This is a genomic window from Aquiflexum lacus, from assembly GCF_015476655.1.
Lineage (GTDB): Bacteria > Bacteroidota > Bacteroidia > Cytophagales > Cyclobacteriaceae > Aquiflexum > Aquiflexum lacus.
Map to the genome: position 1 here is coordinate 69,408 of NZ_JABFHF010000005.1, position 21,625 is coordinate 91,032.

General features: G+C 39.0%; 15 protein-coding genes. 3 read left to right on the forward strand and 12 right to left on the reverse strand.

Going from position 1 to position 21,625, the window contains the following annotated elements; translation table 11 throughout:
* Positions 1-2: 2 nt before the first annotated feature.
* The 9 genes from HMJ38_RS06415 to HMJ38_RS06455 form a co-directional block, all read right to left on the reverse strand.
* Complete coding sequence (locus HMJ38_RS06415; protein WP_194973549.1) at positions 3-719, reverse strand: acyltransferase; 717 nt, start codon at positions 717-719, stop codon at positions 3-5.
* Entirely contained in the window at positions 712-1,836 is a 1,125-nt protein-coding gene (locus HMJ38_RS06420; protein WP_194973550.1) for a glycosyltransferase family 4 protein, read from the reverse strand. Before HMJ38_RS06420 ends, HMJ38_RS06415 begins: the two co-directional genes overlap by 8 nt.
* Positions 1,823-3,220, reverse strand: coding sequence for an O-antigen ligase family protein (locus HMJ38_RS06425; protein WP_228779923.1), 1,398 nt, complete (start codon positions 3,218-3,220; stop codon positions 1,823-1,825). Before HMJ38_RS06425 ends, HMJ38_RS06420 begins: the two co-directional genes overlap by 14 nt.
* Positions 3,217-4,119 (reverse strand): class I SAM-dependent methyltransferase, encoded by a 903-nt coding sequence (locus HMJ38_RS06430; protein WP_194973551.1) that lies wholly within the window; start codon positions 4,117-4,119, stop codon positions 3,217-3,219. The genes HMJ38_RS06425 and HMJ38_RS06430 overlap by 4 nt, the downstream gene beginning before the upstream one ends.
* Positions 4,116-5,042 carry a glycosyltransferase family 2 protein gene (locus HMJ38_RS06435; RefSeq protein WP_194973552.1) on the reverse strand — a complete coding sequence of 309 codons (927 nt, stop codon included), beginning with the start codon at positions 5,040-5,042 and terminating at the stop codon, positions 4,116-4,118. Before HMJ38_RS06435 ends, HMJ38_RS06430 begins: the two co-directional genes overlap by 4 nt.
* A 97-nt stretch (positions 5,043-5,139) precedes the next feature.
* Complete coding sequence (locus tag HMJ38_RS06440) at positions 5,140-6,438, reverse strand: oligosaccharide flippase family protein (RefSeq protein WP_194973553.1); 1,299 nt, start codon at positions 6,436-6,438, stop codon at positions 5,140-5,142.
* Positions 6,439-6,457: 19 nt separating this feature from the next.
* Positions 6,458-7,528 carry a GumC domain-containing protein gene (locus HMJ38_RS06445; RefSeq protein ID WP_194973554.1) on the reverse strand — a complete coding sequence of 357 codons (1,071 nt, stop codon included), beginning with the start codon at positions 7,526-7,528 and terminating at the stop codon, positions 6,458-6,460.
* A gap of 2 nt (positions 7,529-7,530) precedes the next feature.
* A complete protein-coding gene (locus HMJ38_RS06450; RefSeq protein ID WP_194973555.1) occupies positions 7,531-10,167 on the reverse strand; it encodes an SLBB domain-containing protein in 2,637 nt (878 codons plus the stop codon).
* A 144-nt stretch (positions 10,168-10,311) separates the two neighbouring features.
* On the reverse strand, positions 10,312-11,316 hold the full coding sequence (locus tag HMJ38_RS06455; RefSeq protein WP_317174498.1) for a radical SAM/SPASM domain-containing protein: 1,005 nt from the start codon (positions 11,314-11,316) through the stop codon (positions 10,312-10,314).
* A gap of 215 nt (positions 11,317-11,531) precedes the next feature.
* On the opposite strand from HMJ38_RS06455, the gene gldB reads away from it, so the two are divergent.
* Positions 11,532-12,536, forward strand: coding sequence for a gliding motility lipoprotein GldB (gene gldB, locus HMJ38_RS06460; RefSeq protein WP_194973556.1), 1,005 nt, complete (start codon positions 11,532-11,534; stop codon positions 12,534-12,536).
* Here gldB and HMJ38_RS06465 read toward each other — a convergent pair.
* From HMJ38_RS06465 to nth, 3 genes are all read right to left on the reverse strand, one after another.
* Positions 12,505-13,728: a glycosyltransferase family 4 protein gene (locus HMJ38_RS06465; RefSeq protein ID WP_194973557.1), complete on the reverse strand. Its 1,224-nt coding sequence runs from the start codon at positions 13,726-13,728 to the stop codon at positions 12,505-12,507. The two genes, gldB and HMJ38_RS06465, sit on opposite strands and share 32 nt — an antisense overlap.
* A gap of 239 nt (positions 13,729-13,967) precedes the next feature.
* Positions 13,968-15,749 carry an asparagine synthase (glutamine-hydrolyzing) gene (gene asnB, locus HMJ38_RS06470; RefSeq protein WP_194973558.1) on the reverse strand — a complete coding sequence of 594 codons (1,782 nt, stop codon included), beginning with the start codon at positions 15,747-15,749 and terminating at the stop codon, positions 13,968-13,970.
* A gap of 1 nt (position 15,750) precedes the next feature.
* Entirely contained in the window at positions 15,751-16,437 is a 687-nt protein-coding gene (gene nth / locus HMJ38_RS06475; RefSeq protein ID WP_194973559.1) for an endonuclease III, read from the reverse strand.
* A gap of 340 nt (positions 16,438-16,777) precedes the next feature.
* On the opposite strand from nth, the gene HMJ38_RS06480 reads away from it, so the two are divergent.
* Positions 16,778-17,653 (forward strand): alpha/beta hydrolase, encoded by an 876-nt coding sequence (locus tag HMJ38_RS06480; RefSeq protein WP_194973560.1) that lies wholly within the window; start codon positions 16,778-16,780, stop codon positions 17,651-17,653.
* Between the two features lie 597 nt (positions 17,654-18,250).
* Positions 18,251-21,574 (forward strand): CotH kinase family protein, encoded by a 3,324-nt coding sequence (locus tag HMJ38_RS06485; protein WP_194973561.1) that lies wholly within the window; start codon positions 18,251-18,253, stop codon positions 21,572-21,574.
* Positions 21,575-21,625: the final 51 nt, after the last annotated feature.

The window sequence follows — 21,625 nt, forward strand, 5'->3', positions numbered from 1 at the left end:
CTTTAACTTGGGTTATCTTTTCTGTTTTTGATTACTTTGGCGGGGTTGCCAGCTACAATGGAATAAGGAGGGACATCCTTGGTCACAATGCTTCCCGCGGCTACGACAGAACCCTTTCCAATGGTGACTCCAGCCAAAATCACAGAGTTGGCAGCTATCCAGCAGTCATCCTCAATTTTCACAAAGGAACGGGTCACGCCCTGCTCGTTCATGGGGATTTCCGGATCTGAAAAATTATGGTTTTCTGAATAGATACTGACCCGGGGCGACATCATCACATTGTCTCCTATCTCTATATATCCCGAGCAGCCTATATAACTGTAGGGCCCGATATTGCTGTTATTACCAACTTTTAATCCAACCCCAGCCTCACCGCCGTACAGGTTGCTGGGCCGGATAATGGCATAACTGCCTATCGTGACTTTGTCCCCAAAGACCAAGCCTTTTTGGGAAAGTCCGTTGATCTCACAATGGTCCTGGGCGATAAAATTTTTACCCACATGAATGTAAGCCGCTTGACGGATGGTCACCCGCTTGCCGACCAAAAACAAACCTTTGGATGAACCCAAACGCCAACGCACCCACATCCCCCTCAACCAACAGATAGCCATTCTGACCAACACTCCGGTAGTGGAGAGCCTGTCCCAATCGGCACCAAAGCGGTCACTGAAATTGTTTTTGGTAAGATTACTGATGGATTTACCCAAGAAGTTACCCATTCAAGATGTGTTTAAAAGTCTCCTCCAAAGATAGGAAAAACTTCTCCGTTGAAAATTCATTGAGTCTAATTCTGCCTTTTTTAGAAAGTTCATTCCTAAGGTTTAGGTCTTCCAATAACCGAACCATGGCAGCTTGGAGTGCTTCTTTGGTGTTTTCTTCCAAAACCATGGCTGCATCTCCTGCCACTTCCATCAGTGCACCTTGCTTCGAAATGATGACCGGCAAGCCAAAAGAAAAAGCTTCCAATACCGGCAAACCAAATCCTTCATTCAGCGATGGAAAGACATAAGCAATGGCATTTTCAAAATATCCTGCTAGTTCTTCCTCAGTAACATACCCAGGGAAAATCACTTTTTCCTCTAAGTGTAGCTTTTCTACAAGATTTTTAAGGTGGTCATGATCATCCAAAGTTTTTCTGGTTCCCCTTGAACCTACCAAAACCAATTTCAGGTCTTTGTATGTTTCTTGCTGAACAAGTTTACCAAATGCCTCGATAAGCATTCCCAGGTTTTTCCGCTTTTCCATGACTCCTACATGTAAGAAATATTGAAACTCAGGTTGATGGTTCCTGCTTTCCTTATTCGATACCAAACCTGTGGCAGGGTAAACCACTCTTTTGGAAATATTTTTGAAAGCCTCAATTTCCCTTAATCGTTCTTTGGAAAAGTTGGTGATCGTGATGATTTCACCTTGATGCTTCAAGCCATTTTTCAAAAAGAACAAGAAAAACTTAAGCCAAAGGGCTTGGTAGTGTTCCGGACTGTCCCAAAAAAAGGTATCGTGGATGACAGAAACTTTTTTCCCACGAGACCATATGGGACTGAGTATATCAGGACTGAAAACCAAGTCAGCTTGATGGTAATAGGATAGTAAAGGCAGGATAACCTGTTTTCTGAAAAAATAGAGCAACTGAAATAGGAGGTTTTTCCACTTTGATGTATTACCCCTAAAGTATTTCTTGGTTTTGGTCAATTGGTAATCGGGACTGATGATATATTCAAAGTCTGTTTCTTTCCTCCTTAATATCTCCTCACAGAGCGAGGTAATATAGGTTCTGATACCTGTCTGCGCCACATGCAGGTAGTAGACGTCGATAAGAATCCTAGGCTTTTTCATCACGAATCTTTGCTTTTGAGTAATGGTTCATGGCATAGCCGATCATCCACCAAGATATCCAACTGACATAAGCATACATTTCTGCATTCGCTGTAAACAAAGGCAGCAGCATGCCGACTTTTACCGCAGCAGCTGTAAATGCCACCCGGGCGGTCATCACATTTTCCTCCTCCCTGAAAACTTTGATGCTGTAGGAAATTCCATAAGCGAGGAGTAAAATATATAGGATCATTCCAATGAAACCCATTTGCACCCCATAAATCAGGAATTGATTTTCTCCACCTATCCTGACCTCATCAGTTACGCTGCCCTGATTACCGCTCATGGCAAGACCTATTCCAAAAGGACTTTCAATCATGGAATCCAAAGCCAGAAACCATTCAAGTAAGTGGCCCACACTTGAGGCATTTTGAAAGGTAATTGTATCTACTACAAAGAAATAGAAATCCTCCGAGGCGAAAAACAAGATATACACCACAAATGCCAATGCGACAACTATTCCAAACAAAATCAATTTGTACAGCCTGAACACCATGGCAATAAAGAAAATCATGACAAAAAAAGCAGCAAAAGCAGCCCTCGAAGCTGAGAAGATGAGGCTGCCCAAAGAACAAAACATGACCAATAAATAAAAGAAGCTGTATGCTCTTTTGGTCGTCAAAAACCAAATCAGCCCTGCCGCAAAACCCATCAGGACCGAACTCGCCAATTCAAGTGGGTCGGCAAAAAAAGAAGCAAATCGTTTGGTAATGGCTTGGGTTTCAAATGTCCATTGAAGTCCAAAATTTCCGCTTGGTTCAATCTGATTGATTCCCTGAATAAACATGGCATAACCCGTATAACTTTGGAGGTGCGTATCCAAAATCCCTTCGACAATATTGAAGGCAAATGCTGCTATGGCAATGACGAAAATGATGCGAAACACATTGTTTATTTCCCGATCATTGAATGTTGTGTTTCTGCCCAAAAAATAAACCAAAGCAGGAATAAGCATATTTTTAAAGTATAACACTTTGCTGATAAAGGTAGCTTCCCCCAAAGGTAAAAACAGGTATAAAAATGCAAGCCCAATAAAAGCCGAGAAAATCATATCCACCCTGTTCAAGCGGAAGGGGTATTCAAAGATGTTTTTATGATAAAGAATAAAAAGCAAGAAGGCCAGAATGACCAAAAGGTCCTTGGTTAGTTGGAAAAAAGTAACAGGTATGCTTGAATAGGAAACCTGATAAACAATACTCAATACTGAAATGTGAAATGGGAGGTAGGCCAAGAGGAAAAACACCACATATTCCCATTTTCCTTTGAAGACCATGGCTTTGAGGGTGATGTACAGCAGCGGTACAAAACCCAATAAGACAAAAATAAACAGCGAGTATTCTATCAACGGTTTTCAGGCTTTTGGCAGATCAAAGTTACAGTAAACCTGATGGGGCACCTTCCTTTAACTTTTATCCCCCTGAATATATTCAATAAAAATTTACTTTTCTCTATCCCAATGATTCCGTTAGGCTTTATCCTGTTGTTTTTAAACAGGGTGTATTTGTATTTCGGAATGGGCAGGACTGTTTGGAAGTTACCAAAACCCACCTTGGAAAGTGCGGCAGTCATTTCGTAGTAGGTGGATTCATTCAAATGTCCCCCTTTTGCTTCGACTTTTCCCGAACTGGAATTATCCAATATCCGCGTGATGTCCATGGGTCCAAAAAGGCGGTTTGGCATGACCAAAATAAATTTTCCTCCCGGCACCAAACTGTCATAGACAGATTTGAGGTGGTCATTCAAATCCAAGGGTGCCAAATGTTCAATCACATTATCCGAAAAAGCCACTTCAAACTTTTCGTCGGTTTGAAAATTGATGATCCCAGCAGCTATAAAATTAATCTCAGGGTGTTTTTTTAGATTTTCAGGAATAAAAACATCTACACCTGTCAACTTCTTATAGGGAAGCTTTTTTTGGATATTCATCAAGAAATGACCCTCACCGCATCCAAAATCAATAATTGATTTTCCTTTGAGTTCCTTTTCAAAAAGCGTGACCTGTGGATCTTTACTGGCAATCTTGATTTCAAGTGAATCGTCTTCCTTTGTGGTCCTACCATAAAACTGCAGCAAGTTGCTGTAGAACTCATCATACAACTTTTCCCGCTTTTGTGCGTCTTTTTCTTGGATCAACAAGTCGTGGTACCGGTTTTCCAAAAGGAAAGCTTCTTCCAGCATTTCTGGAGAAAGCCCTATTTCTTTGGAATAAGCTTCGATATCAGGGAATAATTTGGAAGAATTCATAATTTACTTTTTACAAAGAGGCCATCATAATGACCTTTTAGGATGGCCTTTACTTTATTGAATCTTCCTCTCATCGCGAGGTATAGGACAAAGGCAGCATTCTTGATCGTTTGATATAGCAAACTTAATACAAAGGAGATCGGATTTGCATGGTTTCGGATCAAAAAGAGATGATTCCTGGTCCGATAGTAGTGAATGATCGGGGGGATAGTGCCTTCTTTGGTTTTGATGGGTTTTATGGAAGAAGCGCCTGCCACATGGTAAATCTTTGATTGGGGAAGATAGCGCAGGTTATATCCCTGTTTTTTCATTCTCAAAGACCAATCCACATCTTCGTAGTAGGCAAAAAACCGCTCATCCAGCATTCCAATTTCCTTGATCACTTTTGCTCGGATCAGAATCGCGCATCCTGTGATCCAATGGGTGTCTTTTTCAGTTTGGTACTGACCTACATCCTCTTTGCCGATTCCAATGGACCAACTCATCTGCAACCACCTGAAATATCCCCCTCCTGCATTCCAAACTTTGTTCCTTTCCTTTTCATACATGATTTTAGGCTGAACGGCAGCATAGGTGGGGTTCCCTTTTAAGAAATCGACCAATGGTTCCAGAAAATCAGGTTCCACAATGGTGTCATTATTGAGTAGCAGTATATAATCAAATGGCTTGCCCAAGGCCCATTCCATTCCCAGGTTGTTGCCACCGGTAAATCCAAGGTTGGTATTGCTCTCAATGAATGTGATATTGGGGAATTCTGATTTTAGTTTTGTGACCGAACCGTCCACTGACCCATTGTCCACCAATATCACCTTGAAATTGGGATAGCTGACCTTGCTGAGAGAAATCAGACAGGATTGGGTCAAGGCATATCCATTCCAATTGACAATAATGATGGCTACAGAAGGGTGGGATTTTGGATCCATTCAAAAATCTGATCAATACTGATATAACTCAGGATAAGGTTGAAATATATTTTTTGGTTGAGAAGGATACTTCAAAATTAGCCTTTTCGGTGAATTTTTATGCTATGCTTTTCCAAAAAGCAAGAACATCGGTTCTGTTTCTGGAAAAGTTTAAAATTGTGCAGATAGCAAGAATGATCAGTTCTGTGGAAAGTAACCCAAAACACAAGCCCAAACCTCCAAAATGATAAGTCAACAATGAACAAGCGGGAAGCATGTATAGTGTGGACATCCAAGAAGACCTGAACATGAGGGACTTTTGATCTTTAACCAAAAAGACCATGACATTGGGAATGTTTAGGCATGCTAAAAACGGGACAAACGCCAATAGCCGCATAAACTGAATAGACTCTTCCAAATAGCTTTTTGCCAGTAATTGAATAATAAAAGGTGCAAATCCAAAAGTCAGGAGTGACCCAAACAGACCTAATATGAGCGTGACGAAGTAAGATTTTTTCAGAAAGGAAAAGAATCGGGTTTTGTCAGTCTGGAAAAGACGGGCAGCATTGGGGTAAATCGCCTGAATAACCAAAGAAGGAAATAGTCGTAATACCATGGATATTCGCTCTGCCAAACTGAACATGCCGAGTGTTGCTGCTGTTGAAAAAAAACTCAGGATGATTAGTCCGCCATTGATCGAAATATGTCCTGCCATATTTGAAAGGAAGAATAACCCATTTTCTTTGATAGAGTCAAAAACCTGTAAAAATTTTGGTTTATAGAATTTGATATTCATCTGGAAATGAATGTACAAAAGCAGCAATAGGTTGATACTTAGCCCTGTAATTCCCATAAGGAAATTCACCCAAATGGATTGTTCAGGGGAATGAATGAACAAAATGATCCCCAACAGGTACAATAATTTGCTAAAGACATTGGCAATGGAAATCACTTTCATTTTTTCCATTCCCTGAAAAAACCAAAGTGGAAGCGTGGCTTCTGAAAAAAGCAATAAGGTCGAAAACAAAAGAATCCATTGATACTCCTGAAACATCCCGATGGCAAAAATTGCAATAAGGATACACAAGCTTGCCAACATGGCCATCAGCATTTTGCTAAAAATGATATTGGAAACCAAATGCGAAAGTGCCTGCTTGTCTTGATGGTTCAAAGCGACCTCACGGGGACCACTGAGGTTGTAGCCAAATCCCACGAGGATATTGAAAAGCACGATAATCGACAGGGCCAAATTGACCAAACCGAATTGGTCCACCCCGACGGATTGGATCAGTAAGGGAATGGTGATCAGTGAGATGATTACATTTGAGGCTTGAATGGTAGCCAAAAATGCAAAATTCTGAATGGGTTTATTTCTGATCAGATTGGAAAATGAATATGAATTTAGTTTTTCAATCATGTCAAAAAATCAAAATTGATCAGGATCCGGTGAAATGCAGGCTGTACAGTTTCCTGAAATACAAATATGCCAAAGCCAGAAAAAAGAAAATAATACCCCCAAAAACAATCCCTTTGAGGAGTTTGATTTTAGTCATTCTCAACGGTAACCTTGGTCCGTCTATGATCTGAATGAGTGGGGAATTGTTTCTATGGTTGACTTTTGCAATCTCCAGGTTTTTGGTGATTTCGGCATAGACTGCTGACGCTGCCTGAATATCGATCTGCTTTTTTCTTCCTTCTACAGTGGCGGTTTGAAGTAGGGGATTGGGAAAAGGGATCTTATCAGCCATGCCTGCAAATTCTACCAAGTTCTCATCCAAAACCGCCCTGACACTATCAGATTGGACCTGTAATATGCCTACATTTTCGGCAGTTTTTTTGGTCTTGGTTTCGAAGTAGAAAGAATTGACATTGTCAACCAAGGTTTCATTGAAGACCTTCGCAAAGTGTTCGTCTTTCGAACTGATATTAACCTGAATAATGCTTAGCTTTCTGTTGGGTTTTTCTACTGCCAGGTATTTTTCTCTGATGATTTTCGAAATTTCTTTGACGACTGAATCCTGGGTAACCGTAAACATCTCCCTTGAAATAGAGAAATCCATTTGGTCTAAATCTACTTTTCTTTTCCATTTATCAGAAAGCTCATTGAATTCAATGAATCTATCAATCAGCAATAATTCTGAATCGAAAGGACTCAGCAATGTTTTGCCCAACATATTGTCGGACTTATACAATTCCATGATGTTGTCACCTTGGAAAATCCCACTGGAAGATCCACCAAGAGAACCGATATTGATTCCCATAAGGGAGGCTAGGCCAGACATTTGATTCAAGCCGCCCATATCAGACTCTTCAAGTACAAAAGTCGTCTCGGCATGGTAAACAGGTTTTTTAATAATTGATACCAAAGCGCCAATTACTGCACCAATAATTCCTGCAAGAAATAAAAACTTCCACTTGCTGAGAAAAAACCCGATCCAAATACGGAATCTCTCCACAATCTCTTTGAAGGTGATTTTATCATCCAAAATATGTTGTTGCCCCTTCATGCTTATTCAAAATTGAGTTGTGTAATGATCAGTGCCAAAGTTGCAATGCCAGTAGTGATGCCAATTATTTCACCGGGTCTCACAGGTAGTCTTGGTCCTTTGGTAGGGACGATGACTTCAGCCCCAGGGGCTACTGAAGGATAGGATCTGATACCCAGAAATCCTTTTGTTCTTGCCACTTCTCCATTGGCATAGACTACGTAGGTCCGCTTTCTGTTGGCCCGAATATCGTACCCACCCGCTCTATTGATGTAGTATTTCATTCCCCTATCCTTTTCATACCTCACCGTTGCAGGATAAACCACATCTCCACGCATCCTCACTGTTTGCAATTGTCTGGGAATGGAAATGATATCCCCTTCTTCCAAAATCAGGTCTTTATCGGATCCAGGATTTTTCAAGATAGATTCCAGATCAATGGCCACGGCTTCCCTTTGTTTGATTTTAATTTCACTAAGACCGCTTTTAGTCTCTGCTATTCCCGCTAAGGCTTCTCTTTTAGATTGGGTGGCGACGGCACCCTCGGTAACATCTGTCGGAGTATTTCCCAAATCTTTGAATAGACGCTCCAACAACAATTCCTGAGCTTCGGTATTGTTGGGATCGGATTGCAATTTCACTTGAAGGTCCTGAAGGTTCCGCTGTCTTCTCAATTGTTCCGATTCCGTTTCAAAGAATTCAGTTCGACGGATTAATGTAGCACCTTTTGGATAGGCATAAGGGGTCAATCCTCCTGCCCTTTGGATCAGGTCAGAAACCCGCTCTTCTGCTGTAGTCACCGAAAAAATCCCTGGGGAATTTACCTGTCCCTCTACTTGAACCAACTTGTCCAAAGTGAAATTGGGTTTTCTCCTGACAATTACATTATCGTAAGGGGATAGGGTAATGGGGTTTTCTTGAGGGGTGAGTTCAATATCAATGTTTACAGGAATCAGTTCAGAAAAGGTACCTACATTTACATCTTGTGATCTTCTGGCAATTTCGATGTCTTTCGCACTTGCAGATTCCCGCAATCCACCCGCAAGGATAATGAGGTCTTCAACCGTCATTTGTTTGGAGTAAGGAAAAGTACCGGGATTTCTGACCTCTCCTGTTATCTGCACATAAAATTCTTCCTGTAGGTCATATATACTCGATATCCTGACTACATCTTCCCTTTTTAATAAAATGTCTTGTGCGTCACCGCTGAGTATATCCCGGAGATTGACTGAAATGACTTCTGTACTCAGGTCATCATTTGTTCTGAGGATACTCGCCCTTTCAAGGTAAGCCTCGCCTCTGATACCGTCGGCATTTTTGATCAGTTGTCCGAGTGTAAGTCCTTCAGTCAGGGCAAAATTCCCTTCTCTGAAAACAGCCCCTTTTATCTGTACGCGATTGGAGTATCTATCCAGAACTTTTCCGACAGTATATTGGTCACCGCCTTTGACCATAAAAATTGAGAATTGGTTATTGAAAATATCAGAGACAGCCCTTTCTTTCCCCGTAATTCTAGTTACTGAAATCCGGTCTTCGAAAGCTTCGTCAGTAAATCCCCCGGCATATTCCAGAAGCTGACTGAAATTCTCGCCTTCCTTGACTTCAAAAATTTTAGGTCTTTTTACTTCTCCCATTACTGTTACCCGGCCAAGAAATGGATCAACCATGATCACATCCTGATCTTGAAGTCTAAAATTCAAACTGGCATTTCCATTTACCAAAAAATCATAAATATCAAGTGTATTGACAACTTTTCCGTTCCGTATGACTTTAATGCTTCGCATGCTACCGTTGTCATTAGGACCTCCTGCTGCATACAATGCATTGAATACTGTACTGAAAGCACTGAGTGTAAATGTTCCGGGAAGCCTTAACTCGCCGACCAAATGGACCTTGATTGTTCTGACATTTCCCAAGGTCAATTGCATGAAAGTTTGGGGATTGGAACCTCTCAGTTCGGTAAAAAATGAGGAAAGTCGGTTTCTGATAATCCCTTCTGCCTCATCGATGGTTTTTCCGGAGATATTGACCGGACCGACGTTGTCCAGCAGTATAAAACCATCAGCTGTGACAATGGATTCATAATACTTTTCGGATTGGCCATAAACGTCTACATAAACCAAATCACCGGGCCCAAGCACATAATTTTTTGGTGTGGCAATATTCAGGTTGGGTTCAAAGGTCAATCTCCTTTTTTTGTTGAAAAAAATATCCCCCCCAAAATACGGTGAAGGTTCTTCCTCCATCCCGATCAATTCGCTTTGTTCCTTAAAAAACCCCTGAGTGATTTCATTCAGGTCTGCTTGTTTTCTAGGTTCTCTTTTGGAAGCAGTTGCACCTAACCTACCTCCTACAGCCGAGATGTCCATTTTCTCTACCCGTTCTTTCAATTTTTCCAGTTCAACTTCAGAGACTCCCCTTAGCCTTGCCATCTGAATAAGTTCAAACTCCGACAAGCCGGCTTCGTTGGCCCTGCGTATTAATTCCCGGATTTGAGCATCGGAAAGGTCATCTACTTTGATATTGCTGATATCTGAAATGGATTGTGCATGTATGTTTTGAGGGAAAATCCAAAGTAGTGAAAAGGCTAAAACCAAAATTCCTGTTATTTTTTTCAGGTTTTGGATAGATGAGGTATAATGGGGTAAAGATGGTGTCATTGTGTTTATTTCCTGCTTATACTTTTTTATTTCTAGTATAAACCTTGGGTATCTGCTAACTAAAATATGAGAAAATCTGCGTAAAGATAATTATTCCATGCTGTAAAGAAATATTAGCAGAATTAAATTCAAACTAGCCGGACTTTACTCAGTACAGTTTTTGCAGATTTCAATTTGGGAACGGTCATTCAATAACTGTTTTCGAAATGAATTATAGGAAGCATTTCTCCAAATATCTTTCAATGGGTTATTCTGGATTTCCCCCATTACCTGTTGCCCATCCTTGTCAAAACAACAGGGCAACATCCTACCGTCCCAGGTCAGGACAGCACCTTGCCACATCCGCCAACATTTATTTTTAATTTCTTTTTTGAGTTTCCATGTACCGTTTTTAGCGGGGATATACCTGGAATATTCGGGATTTTGTGGGATCAATTCAGAACCGTTTTCAAAACCATAAATCTGAGCGGTTTTTAATTGGAGCTCATCTACGCCCATGTTTTTTGCCCAAATCTTTAAATCCGGGATTTGATGTTCATTTTTGCCTGTCACCAAAAACTGAAGGATGATTCTGGGAAATGGTTTGTTCATTTCCTTTTTCCTTTTCAATATTAAGGAAAGCCCTTTTTGAACCTTTTCCAAGTTTCCTCCTACCCTGTATTCTTGATACACTTCTTGGTTGATGCCATCCATCGAAACGATCATGTGTTTCAAGCCTGATTCAATAATATGATTTACATTTTTTTCGCTGATATAATGGGCATTGGTAGAAGTTGCCGTAAATACTCCCGATTCATCAGAATACCGGATCATGTCAAGAAATTGAGGATGTAAAAATGGTTCGCCCTGAAAATATAGGTGCATGTAGGTAAGTGACTTTTTTGACTGGTCAATGATCTTTTTAAAAAGTTCATAATCCAACATTCCCGTAGGTCTTGTAAAGCTTCTCAGTCCACTAGGACACTCAGGACAGCGTAGATTACAACTTGTAGTGGGTTCTATTGATAGGGTTGTTGGATAACCCCAAATGGCTGGTTTTTTGGAAAGTCGACTGAGTTGGAAAGAGATGAATAGAAGAAAGTAATTTGTGAGTTTGTAGAAACTCATATAATTCAAATATTCTCTAAAAGTGATCCACTGATTTTTCACAGTTTGAAGTAATCAAAAAATCAGGGAATAAAAAAGGTTTTTTTAGAACGCTGATAACGCTGATTTTGCAGATAAACACAGATAAAAAAAAAGCAGTGAAAATCATCTGTACCAGCGGTATCAGCGTTCCCTTAAATGAGATTGCCCAAAAAATTCAAAACCATCTGTAGGTTTTGTTGTAGATTTGGCTGCGATCCCAATCAGATAACTTTCTTATGAACCAATCAAAACTGATTTATTGCTGTTTGTTGCTCTTGTTTTATTTCCCTTCATGCAAGGAAAAAGACCAAGGTTGTGAGTTGGATTCCGAAATTCTGAAAACCAATTTAAATGTTGAGATTGTCAGGTTGGAAAATGAATTCTTTAAAGCGGAATCAGCCGAAGACTTTTTGTATTTGCTTGAAAAATACCCGGAATTTTCTGATAAGTATCTTTTATCAAGAGAATATGAATCTAAGCTTGAAATGGCTAATGAACTTTTTGTATTTCATCAGGACACGATCATGTTGGAGTTGTACCAAGAAGTAATGTCAAATTTCCCTGAACTTGATTCTCTTGAGAAAGAGATTACCAATGCCTTTAAATATATCCAATACTATTTTCCTGAATTCAAAATACCAAAAGTCTATACCTATGTAAGTGGGTTTGCGACAGATTTGTATTTGGACGATGAAATGATAGTCATCGGATTGGATTATTATCTACCATTTGAACATAAGTTCCAACCTCCCGATCTTCCTCAATATATCTCCAATAGGTACCAAAGACCCTATATTGTTCCCATGATTGTCATGGCCATTTCATCCAAATTCAATAAAACAGACCTGGCCCAAAGTTCACTTTTGGCCGAAATGGTATATTATGGCAAGGCCTATCATTTTACCAAAAGTATTCTTCCCTGTACTTCTGACGAATATATCATTGGATATACACCTGAGGAGATTGTGGCTTGTTTTGACAATGAAGAATATATTTGGTCCTACTTTGTAGAAAACGATCTTTTTTTTGAAACCAATCCTTTTGTCATCAGGAAATACACAGGTGAGGCACCTGCTACAGATGAAATCAGTCCTGATGCACCAGGAAGAATAGGTAGATGGTTGGGTTGGAATATTGTAGATGATTTTAGATTTAACAACGAACTTGATCTGAAGGAATTGATGAATATATCAGATACGGGAATGATTTTCAGGCAGTCAGGATATAAACCTCGTCCTTAAACTCTCTGTTGTATTTTTCAGGGTCGATCACCGCCAATAGCCTCAATATGGCAATTTCTTTTGAAAAGTAGTTTTCTGCCAGTTGTCTTGAATTGGTTTGGTGTTTTTTGAGCAGTTGTGGGTTTTCTGATAGCTGCTGTATCATTTCCAAAACCTCTGAAGGCTTTTCGGGATTAAAATAATATCCCAATCCATATTGTCGGACCAAGTCATGAACCCAGCCTTTATGGTTGACCAAAATGGCCTTTCCTGCTGCCAAAGCATCAAAAAATTTGTTTGGACTGTTGGTCTTTAATACCGGCAAATGCGCAAATGAGACAAACGCCATATCAGAAACTGACAACAATTCTTTAACTTTTTCTTTGTTGCCAAATGGCAAATAGTGAAAATTTGGTAATCGCAGTTTTTTTGACTCCATAAGCAATTCATTGACATGGGTGCCTTTGCCCATGACTACAAATTGCAGTTCAAGATTCCTTTCCTTGGCCATTCCGGCCAAAATCAGAATTTCATTGACTGCATTGACTTTTCCGATTGCACCTGCATAGGCAATGGTGAATTTGTTGGATAGACCAAGTTTTTCAAATACATCATCTTGTTTTTCAATTGGTTTAAAAAATTCCGTATCCGCAAAATTGGGAACCAGATTGATTTTACAATCAGGGCATCTTTTTCTGATTGCATTGGCAATTCCAGGGGAAAGGGCCACAATTTTGAATGCATTTCTATAGATTTTTCTTTCGAAGTAGTATAAAAGTCGCTTTACTAAGGGATTTTTGATGACTCCAACTTGAATCGGTGCGTCCGGCCAAAGATCCCTTACCTCAAAAATATAAGGAACTGCGAACTTCTTTTTTGCCCAAAGTCCAATCCAGCCTGTGGTCAGTGGGGTAGAGGTAATGTAGAAGTAATCAGGCCTTGGTAGTTTGGTAATGAGGTTTTTTGCCATTCTGACAAAAGTCAGAAAAGCCCAAATCCTCCTCATGAATCCAAAATGCTGCTGATATCCTACAGGAAGATAATGAACCTTGATTCCTTCAATCAGTTTGAAATCATATTCATGCTTCTCATGGGTGGTTACCATTTCCACCTCAATTCCTGCATCTACCAAGCCTTTGGCCAAGTGATAAGAACGTGTGCCCCCCCCTTCAGCAGGTGTCTTAAAATATTGGTGGATGTAGTGGATTTTCATTGGTGGAGGGTTTTTGTATGTTTTTCCGTATGCTTACAATTTGTTTACATTCAATTGGTAATGGACGGAAGACGGGAGACGGAAGTTTGGTAATTTAAATATCTAGCCTTGATAAAACCAATTAAAACTAGTGTATTGTTAACTCTATTATTTAAAAGTTATAGCAAAAAGATTCAAAGTAACCTTCTTTGCACCTTTGTGTCTCTGCGGGAATTAATCCTTAACATAGCACTAAATTTCTATTCATTGTTTTTCAACCAACTAGCAAGAATGAACAGGTTCCATAATTGGAGGAAATGTCTTTTTTCAGATTTTTCAGGATTGACAGCCAATTTACGCATTTCAGGAGGAAAATCCAGACCCCAAGTTTTCTCCATTTCTCGAATAGGCTCAAACACCCAGTTTCTGAAATCCTTTTCTTCAAACCACTCCAACAAAGGCAATCCAAAACCAAGCTTTTTCCTTTTGGCGATTTTGCCCAAGCCTCTTTGTAGAAGTGCAGTTTTGATGAATTTTTTTCCGATCATGTTGTCAAGGTCAGATTGGTCTTGTACCATAGACAGCAATTCCAGGTCCAAATAAGGCGACCGACCTTCAATACCATGTGCCATACAGGCATTGTCATGGATCTTCAAAATATCATTGACCAAATAGAAGCTACGGTCCCATTCCAAAGCATTCTTGATAGGACTTTGATTTTGAGGATACCATTTTTGAAAATTCTCAAGAAACTGATTGGGAATTGGCTGTAAGGCCGCCATTTGGATAAATGTCAGATCAGGATCTTCATGGATGCTTTGGAGCACTTTTTTCCATGGATCAGGAAAAAGAAAATTCGGCCCAAAAGCTTTCAGAAATTGATATAGCTTGGGGTTTTTCAGATAATGAATAAATGCCCTGTGCCTGTTGTATCCTCCAAATAGTTCATCCGCACCAGCACCTGAAATCAAGACCTTTACTTTTTCCTTAGCCGTTTTAGCCACTATCCAAGTGAGGAACCCCGCACTATCACCTACAGGTTGGTCCATCGATTGGATATATTCCGGCCAGTTGTCCCGCAGGTCTGATTGACCGACCAGGATTTCATGATGGAAACTAGGATATCTTTTACCCAAGTACTTTGCAAAATAAGGGTCACTATATTTTGACTGATATTTCTTTTCCAAAGCAACGGTAAAAGTATTCAGCGGCTGCCCTGTTTCCTCATACCAAAGTGAATATAGCAGGCTGCTGTCAGCGCCTCCACTCAACACCATTCCTACAGGTCTTTCGGCATTGAAGTTTTTGAGAACAGCGTCTTTCAATGTTTCTTCAAAAACAGTTTGAGACAAGTGATTGGTTTTCAGATGGGCTATCTCTAATTTTTCCTTATTCAAGAGTTTTCCCGATAAGTCAAGCACCATCACATCTCCAGGTAGAACTTGGTGGATCTGCTGATAAAAAGAACTGTCTGGAAATGAGTGTCTGTAATAAAAATAGGGTAAGAATTGTTGGGAATTGATGGGAAGTTGATGCTCATACCCTGCAAGAATCCCTTTGGTTTCTGAGGAGAAGTACCAGGTTTTGTCTTTTTGTAAAAAATATAAAGGCTTCTCTCCTGAAATATCCCTACTGATAATGATTTGTTTTTTTTTGAGATCTGCAAAGGCAAAGGCAAACATTCCTTTCAGGGCGTTGATTCTTTCTGTTCCATAATATTTCAGCCAATTCATCAAGACCTCTGAATCTGAGCTTCCGATAAATTCACATCCAAGGTCGAGTAAATCATTTCTTAGATCCTGATAATTGTATAGTGCCCCATTCCAAATCAAAACAGCATCTTGGTCTTTATTCCACAGCGGCTGATTGGAAGCATTGCTAAGATCCAATATTTTGAGTCGGTTCCCCGAAAAAAATACATTGTCGCTTATTTTGGAAAACCCCGAATGGTCGGGTCCCCGATGCAAGGTAGCGTTCATCATTGCTTCAATGGCTTTTTGGCCATCCAAATCCGCATTGATCAAAACGTGTATTCCACACATATCACTTTTTTTTCTTTGGGGGTAGTGTCCCTTCGTTAAGGATGGCTTCCCTGTTTTTTTCAAAGTAACGACAAAAATGAGTCAATGTACATTCACCGCATTTTGGTTTTCGTGCAATGCACACATATCTACCATGTAATATCAGCCAATGATGTGCGATATGAATATGTTGCTTGGGAATGTGTTTCACCAATTGCTTTTCAACTTCCAAAGGAGTATTGGCATTCTGATTGACCAAGCCTAATCTTTTTGAAACCCTGAATACATGGGTATCAACGGCCATATTCGGTTGATTCCAGACCACAGAGGTGATGACGTTTGCCGTCTTCCGACCTACACCCGGGAGTTTTACTAATTCTTCCACGGTGGAGGGTACCTCGCTGTTAAACTGTTCGACCAACATTTTCCCTAGACCGATCAGGTGTTTGGTTTTATTGTTGGGGTAGGAGATGCTTTTAATATAAGGAAAAAGCTCATCAAAATCTGTGGCTGCCAGATGGGCGGGTGTGGGAAAGCTTTCAAAAATAGCAGGAGTGGTCATATTCACCCTTTTGTCGGTACATTGGGCACTCAATACCACTGCGACCAATAACTGAAAAGGCGACTCATACAGCAGTTCCGTTTCAGCAATGGGCATGTTATTGGAAAAATGATCTATAAAGGCGGTATATCTTTCTTTTTTGAGCATTGTTTTTTTTCAAAAGGACGGAAGACAGAAGACAGGAGACGGAAGATTTGGGCAATTTAACTTTTTAACATTAATTAAGTTGACTAAAACCGACCATTGTAAATTAGCAGAGATGTATAAATCGTAATTTGAATATTGGTAATAATACAACTAATTAATTTTTAAAATCTAATAGACAGTTTGTCAAAATCTAAATTTTGGGTTTCTTCGGTCTTCGGTCTTCCGTCTTCTAGCCAATTAAATTGAGAACTGATGCTACATTCACAAAAGCGGATGTTCATATATAACAATAACAAGTAACGCTTACATTCGTTGACATACAAAGAAAATTAATTTTATAATGGATAAGTTTTACAAATTGAGAATTGCTGCAGGTCTTTTTCTTGGAATTTCACTTTTATTTTGGTCTTGCAGTGAAGATGTCGAGCCAGGGCTAGATGCCAATGTGGCCATAGATTTACTGGATATCAAATACAGTCAGGAACGCCCGAATCAATTGATGGATGTCTTTTTACCTGCCAACAGGAATTCCAATACCACAAAAGTATTTGTGTGGGTGCATGGTGGGGGCTGGGTAGACGGCAATAAATCAGAGTTTAAGACCTTCAAACCTTGGTTGGAAGAAGTACAGGATGGTTATGCCTATGTAGCTATCAATTACAGTTTGTTCAACCTTGCCACAGGAAGTAACAAATTTCCAACGCAAGAGGAAGATATCAAAAAAGCCTTATCCTTTATCAAATCACAACTTTCTACATGGAATGTTTCTGACGAGGTGATTTTGGCAGGGGGAAGTGCAGGAGGACATTTGGCTTTGTTGCATGGACACAAAAACAATGAGGATAAATTAGTCAAAGCAACCGTTGCCTTTTTTCCTCCTACGGACCTGACATCTTTCTATGGGTATAATTTATTCACCAATTTGTTGCTGGAGAATCTATTGGGAGGAAATCCTTCAAATCGAGAGGAAGCTTATTTCAATGGCAGCCCGCTAAATTTTGTCGATTCGCAGAGTGTGCCGACTGTGCTGTTTCATGGTGATACTGACATAGTGGTTCCGATCTCCCAAAGCAAAATCCTGGAGGAAGCACTTATTGCAAAGGGAGTTCCTCATTTGGCCGAATACGTCATTGGGCAGGGTCATGGTTTTAACGTTGAAACAAATAAGGATCTTATTGGTAAGATGCAGGGGTTTTTGAATGGGGTTTTGGAGTGATTCCGGAAATATATTTTTTTGATTGTGAGATTTTGATGTTTTTATTGATTTATTTTTTGGTCAAGAAGGCTTTCCATTTTCCAACTTATGTTTTAAAAAGAAACTAAGATAGTAACCTTGGCCAATACTAGAATTTTTTGCGAAACGCTGTTACAGTATATTTATAATTCACACAATTAAGATATTTAAACTTTAACAAAAGTGAATTGTGTTTGATAAAAAGGAGGAACCACAAATTGCCACCTGCGCCTTTCAAAATACTTCAAAACACCCTATAGAAATGGTATATGCCTTCTCTGATTTTAGGTTTATGGGCACGGCATCATTTATCATTATTTTTTATGTTTTTATACTAATGGTCAAGGGTTTAGAAATGATAAAAAAAGTATATTTAATATAGTGGATATGTAATTAAATATTATTATTTTTAATAAAGAGCATCTACTTGAGGTGGATATTAAAAGAAATTATGGGATATATGCCATTTATGACATATATAAATTGTCAGCACGAAAAGAAAGAAACAAATCATTGAAGGTCAAATAAGAATTTCAACGACAAACGAATTCATTAATACCCTCTAAATTCAAATATCTGATGAGATCTTTAGCCCTTTTCTTGTTATCGATATTCATACTTTTTTCCCCGCTCAAAATCTTTGCTCAATTAATAGCTATCAATGAGATTTTAGCATCTAATTCCTCAGTTAATTCTGACGAAGACGGAAATTACGAAGATTGGATTGAGCTCTATAACTACGGTGCGATACCTGTAAATTTGAATGGTTTTGGTTTGTCAGATGATGAGAGCCGACCATTTAAATGGGTTTTTCCAAATTTCACACTTGCTGCCAACAGCTATATGTTAGTTTGGGCTTCCGATAAAAACCGGACCAACCCAACACAGCCATTGCACACTAATTTTAAGATTAGTGCCAATGGCGAAACCATCACCCTGACGCATAGCAATGGTACATTGGTCAACAAGGCTCCGGCAACAGCTTTGCAAACCAATACATCATTAGGCAGATTGCCCAACGGCACCGGAGATTTTGTAGTTTTTCAAAACCCTACGCCCAAGCAACCCAATATCGCCGAAAACGAGTCTTTATCACCCCCTGATTTTTCGCATGTTTCGGGTTTTTATTCAACAAATATAAGCTTAGTATTGAGTCATCCGGACCCGGATGCTACCATAATTTATACTACCGATGGTTCCGAGCCTAACATCAATAATATAACGGGAACAGCTTACAGGTACAAAAATATTTATCATAATGGTCCATTTATAACAAAAACCTTTCGTTCTAATGAGTATTCGAACGAAATATTGTTGCAGGACAAAACAGCAGAACCCAATAAACTAGCAAATATTTCCACAACTCTTAGTAAGTCCACTCCAGAATACTTTCCAAAAACTACTATTCCAAAAGCCAATGTTATTAAAGCCAGAGCCTATGTAAAAGGTGTGGCTTCCTCAACCATTAGTCATACTTTTTTTATTAGCAGCGCCAATTCATTTAATCATTCCCTGCCAGTAATATCCATTACAGTGGATGAAAACAAGCTTTTCGACTATCATGATGGTATTTATGTAGCAGGTATTGACAATTTGAATAATTCAGGAGAGAATAGGTTTGGATTTTTTAATTGGAACAGAAGTACCGAATTGACAGCGAATTTTCAATATTTTGAGAATCAACAAAACATGATCAATCAAAATATTGGTTTAAGAATACATGGAAGTTTCACGAGAACTGCTCGTTTAAAATCTCTTCGGTTGTATGCCCGTTCTGATTATGATGTAAATAATACTTTTAATTTTCCTTTTTTTGAGAACTACAGCTACAGTAATTTCAAAAGATTAATATTAAGGAATTCAGGCAATGATGGCGAGTATGCTCTCATTAGAGATGGTTTTATGCAAAGGCTAGTTCGGCATTTGAATTTTGAGATACAGGAATATCGTCCTGTTGTTCACTATATTAATGGAGAATATTGGGGCATTATTAATTTAAGGGAAAGGTATGACAGACATTACTTCGAAAGGGTTTTTGGAATTGAAGAAGATGACCTTGATTTTTTAGAGCTTGATGGACGTAATGATGACTTTATCAAAGAAGGAGATAATGTTCATTGGAAAAATCTCTTCAGTTACATTGATCAAAATGACTTATCCCTGACTTCCAATTATAACTATGTAATTACTCAGATGGATGAGGTGAATTTTATAGATTACCAAATCGCTAATATATACTTTGGAAATACCGATTGGCCAGGAAATAATATCTTATATTTTCGTAAAAAAACTTCAAATTATATACCAAATGCTCCTCATGGGCAGGATGGTAGGTGGCGGTGGGCATTGAATGATACAGATTTTGGTTTTGGTCTGTATAACTCAACGGCAAGACATAATACTTTGGAATTTGCCGCTTCACAGAGCCTATCAGCATGGCCTAATCTCACATGGCCAACCTTGTTTTTACGGAAATTATTATTAAACGAATCTTTTAAAATTCAATTTATCAATCGATATGCGGACTTATTAAACACAGCTTTTATTCCTGAAAGAACAATTTCTTTGATCAACCAAATGAAAGATGTTATTAGTAGTGAAATTCCCAATCATCGCGGCCGATGGGCTATTCCTTTAAGTTGGGAATCACAAATCAACACAATGATCAACTATGCCAACCAACGTCCTGACTTTGCAAGACAACATATCAAGGATTTTTTTGATATTTCTGAAGATCACACAATTCAAGTCAATGTTTCTGATAATCAGCATGGCCATATTCAAATAAATAGTATTGCTATTGAAGGTAATACACCTGGTGTTGCAGAAAATCCCTACCCTTGGACAGGCGTATATTTTGATAATATCCCGATTTCGGTAAAGGCAATCCCGGCAAAAGGATATGGGTTTAGTCATTGGTCCGGTTCTTCTGAAAGTACCAATGAAGAAATCACTATTTCACTTTCTGAAGATTTATCACTGACTGCTCATTTTGTTGAAAAAGAACCAGAAGAAGACGAATCAGAGCTTCTCTATTTTTGGTTAATGGACAACGAACTTCCAAACGATACACCGCTTGAAAGTATAGAACCAACCTATGTCTACGATAACGATTTGAATAAAGCAATTATTTATTACGAATCTTCTTTGGATGGTTACCCTTTCAATTCTGATCATCCCAATTGGCGCAAGGCTTCTATGGAACGTAGGAATAAACCGACTTCATTAAATTATATTCCTCAAGCTAATGAAGGTATTACGTTTGAAGAAGTGAACATGCGTGGATTGCAAATTAAGCAACCGTTTAAAAATGAAGATGCCGAGAATACCCTTTATGTAAAAATGAACATAATTGGCTTCGAGTCTATAAAACTTTCATTTGCGGTTGTAGATGAAGGTGCTGCTCAAAAGATCAAGATTGATTATTATGATGCAAGTGCTGACAAATGGTCTGTTAGTGGATTACCTCATGATTCCTTTCCGATATCTGATAGTTACGAATTGATTGTGGCAGATTTTTCATCTATAGCATTCTCCAATCAAAATGAAGACTTTACAGTTCGCCTACGTTTTGATGGAGAGGACATGACTGCTAGTAATGGTGATCGAGTTACTTTCAACAATATTTCTGTTTCAGGCATATACAATCCGATATTGAATGAGTTAGACATTACTAGGCCTGCTATAGTAGTTTACCCCAACCCATTTGAAGATTATGTATTTGTAAAAACCAATCTAAATTCAAATTATACCTATCAGCTTTTTGATGTAAATGGCAGAGAACTACAAAACGGAAATTTATTAAACGAAAGAATTGAGACAGGCAATCTGGCAGCGGGTGTTTATATTCTGATTTTGTCTGATAATATCTCTTTTAATCGCTTTAAATTGTTGAAGAGGTAGTTTATGTTAAATGTGTCAGTTTTTTGAGAATCAACGTAAAGGTATACGTCT